The sequence below is a fragment of the Streptomyces glaucescens genome (assembly GCF_002154375.1).
GTDB classification, from domain to species: domain Bacteria; phylum Actinomycetota; class Actinomycetes; order Streptomycetales; family Streptomycetaceae; genus Streptomyces; species Streptomyces glaucescens.
Map to the genome: position 1 here is coordinate 1 of NZ_MUND01000806.1, position 3,702 is coordinate 3,702.

At 76.3% G+C, this 3,702-nt stretch carries 1 protein-coding gene; it reads left to right on the forward strand.

The window, feature by feature from the left end:
- The coding region (locus CCN42_RS37645) for a condensation domain-containing protein (RefSeq protein ID WP_143662166.1) at positions 1-3,702 on the forward strand (3,702 nt) is incomplete at both ends.

The window sequence follows — 3,702 nt, forward strand, 5'->3', positions numbered from 1 at the left end:
CGCCCCGACACCGAGCAGACGCTGGCCGCGATCTGGGCCGACGTCCTGCGGGTCGAGCGGGTGGGCGCGCGCGACAACTTCTTCGCGCTCGGCGGCGACTCCATCCTCAGCATCCAGATCGTCTCCCGGGCCCGCCAGGCCGGCCTCGCGCTGACCACGAAGGACGTCTTCCGCCACCAGACCGTCGCCGAACTCGCCCTGCGGGTCACCGAGACGGCACCGGTCACGGCGGACACAGCCGCGCCCGCCGAGGCACCGCTCACCCCCATCCAGCGCTGGTACCTCGACGGCCGCCGTCCCGGCGACCCGCTGCGCTTCACCATGTCGCAGCGGCTCGAACTGGCCCCCGGGACCGACCTGTCCGCCCTGCGCCCCGCCGTGGACGCCCTCGTGCGCCACCACCCGGCGCTGCGCACCCGCTTCCTCCGCACCGAGGACGGCTGGCGCCAGGAGGTCCTGCCCGGCGTCCCGGACGGCATCGTCACCCAGCACGACGTGGCCGGCCTCGACGACCCCGCCCTGGAGGCCGAGACGGCCCGCCTCGCGGACCGGGCCCGCGCCCTCCTCGACCCCGCCGAGGGCCGGGTGGCGCGCGTCCTGATCCTCGACCGCGGCCCGCAGCTGCCCGCCCACCTGCTGTTCACCGTCCACCACCTGGTCGTCGACGGCGTCTCCTGGCGGATCCTGCTGGGCGACCTGGAGACCGCCCACCGCCAGGCCGCCGCCGGACACCCCGTCGAGCTCCCCCCGGCCACCACCGCGTACGGCCACTGGGCGGCCCGGCTGGAGGCCCACACCCGCTCCGGTGCCCTGGACGGCGACCTCGACCACTGGCGGCACACCGTGGCGGCCCCCGCCGACCTGCCCGCCGGCCGGCCCGGCCCCAACACCCACGGCACCGCCGCCACGGTCACGGTGGAACTGGAGCCGGAGACCACCCAGGCCCTGCTGCGGCAGGTCCCGGAGGTCTACCGCACCCAGGTCAACGACGTCCTGCTCAGCGCCCTCGGCCGCACCCTGGCCCGCTGGTGCGGGCGGGAGAGCGTGCTGGTCGGCGTGGAGGGCCACGGCCGCGAGGACCTCTTCGACGACCTGGACCTGTCCCGGACGGTCGGCTGGTTCACCGCCGAGTTCCCCCTCGCGCTGACCGTCGCCCCCGACGCCGACTGGCACGACACCCTGCGCTCGGTCAAGGAGCAGCTGCGCGCGGTGCCCCTGCGCGGCCTGAGCCACGGCGCGCTGCGCCACCTCCTGCCCGACAGCCCGCTGGCCGGCGCCCCGGCACCGCGGGTCGGCTTCAACTACCACGGTCAGTGGGACGCCGACGGCGGCGGCAGCGGCCTGTACGCCGCCGCCCTGCCCGCGGCCGGCTCCGACACCGACCCCGACGCCCCCCGGCCCTACCTGCTGGACATCACCGGGGTGGTCCAGGACGGGCGGCTCGAACTCGGCTGGACCTACCCGCCGGCCGTCTACGACGAGGCCACCGTCCGCGCGCTCGCCGAGGAGATGTGCGCGGCGCTGCGCGAGATCGCGGCCCACTGCGGCCGCCCGGACGCGGGCGGCCGCACCCCGTCGGACTTCCCGCTGGCCGGGCTCGGTCAGGCGGAGCTGGACCGCCTCGTGGGCGACGGCCGGCACGTGGCCGACGTCCTGCCGCTGACACCGCTGCAGGCCGGCATGCTCTTCCACGGCCTGGTGGACACGGCGGGCGCCTACTCCGACCGGGTGGCCGTACGACTGTCCGGGGTGACCGACCCGCAGGCCTTCGCCGCCGCCTGGCAGCAGGTCTCCGACCGCACCGAGGCCCTGCGCACCAGCGTCCACTGGCAGGGCCTGCCGCACCCCGTGCAGGTCGTGCACCGGCACGTGGAGCTGCCCGTCACCCACCTGGACTGGCGGGGCCTGACGCCGCAGCAGCGCGCGCGGGAGACCGAGGAACTGCTGGCCGCCGACCGCGCGGCGGGCATGGACCTGACCACCGCACCGCTCACCCGCCTCACCCTGGCCGCGCTGCCCGGCGACGAGATCCTGCTGCTGTGGTCCTCCCACCACCTGATCCTGGACGGCTGGAGCACCGGACAACTGCTCACCGAGGTGTGCGAGCGCTACGCCGGGCTCACCGGCGGCCGAGCGGCCCCCGCACCGGTCCGGCGCCCGTTCGCCGACTTCCTGCGCTGGCTGCACGACCAGGACGAGAACGCCGCCGAGGCCCACTGGGCCGGCGCCCTCACCGGGTTCCCCGCCCGCACCCCGCTGCCGTACGACCGCACGCCGGCCGAGGAGCACCGCGCCCGCGCCGCCGCCGTGGCACACCGCCGGCTGGACGAGCACCTGTCGGCGCGGCTGCGGCGGACGGCCGCCCGGGCCGGGCTGACGGTGAACACCGTGATCGAGGGCGCCTGGGCGCTGTTCCTGGCCCGCCACAGCGGCCGCGAGGACGTCGTGTTCGGCACCACCGTCTCCGGGCGCCCGGCCGAACTGCCCGGCGTGGAGTCGATGATCGGCATGTTCATCAACACCGTGCCCACCCGCATCCGGGTCTCGGGCGGGGGAGCGGCGTCCTGGCTGCGGGAGGTGCAGGAACGGCAGAGCGACACCCGGCGCTTCGACTTCCTCGCCCTGCCCCGCATCCAGGCGCTGAGCGAGATACCGGCCGGCGAGGCGCTGTTCGACAGCATGGTCGTGTTCGAGAACTACCCCGTCGACGAGTCCGCCACGGCCCGCACGGGCGTGCGCGTCGAGGAGGTACGCGCCGAGGACGCGCCCACCTTCCCGCTGTGCCTGCGCGCCCACGTCGGCGACCGCCTCGGCATCGACCTCGCCTACGACGCCGGACTGTTCGACGCGGACACGGCCGAACGCCTCGCGGACCGCCTCGCGGTCGTCCTGCGCGCCCTCGCCGACGCCCTCGAGACCGACGCGGACGTCACCGGCCTGGCGCCGCTGACCGAGGACGACCACGCCCTGCTGGAGCGGTGGAACACCACCGCCCGGCGAACGGTGCCCCGTAGCCCCGTCGACCTGTTCGCCGACCAGGCCCGCCGCACCCCCGAGGCGCCCGCGCTGCGCGACGGCGACACGGCGCTGACCTACCGCAGCCTCGACGACTGGTCCGACGCCGTGGCCTCCCGGCTGCTCGCCGACGGCCTGCGGGCCGAGGACCGGGTGGCGCTCCTGATGGACCGCGGCGCCGAACTCGTCGTCGCCCAGCTCGCCGTCCTCAAGGCGGGCGGCGCCTACGTGCCCGTGGACGCCCGCGCCCCCGAGGACCGGCGCCGCACGCTGATCGAGCGGGCGGGCGCGACGGCCCGGCTGACCGCCGAGGACGTCGCCGCCGCGCGCACTCCCGTGCCGGGCGCGCCCGTCGCCGCACCCGCGGACCCCGACCGGCTCGCGTACGTGATGTTCACCTCCGGGTCGACCGGCGAGCCGAAGGCGGTCGCGGTACGCCACCGTGACGTGGCCGCCCTCGCCACCGACAGCCGCTTCACCGGCGGGGTGTGCGAGCGGGTGCTGCTGCACTCCCCGGTGGCCTTCGACGCCGCCACCTTCGAGGTGTGGGCGCCCCTGCTCACCGGCGGCTGTGTCGTCGTGGCGCCCCCGCGGCCGCTGGACGCGGCACTGCTGCGGCACCTGGTCCGCGACACCGGACTGAGCGCGCTGTGGCTGACCGCAGGCCTCTTCCGGCTGCTGGCGCAG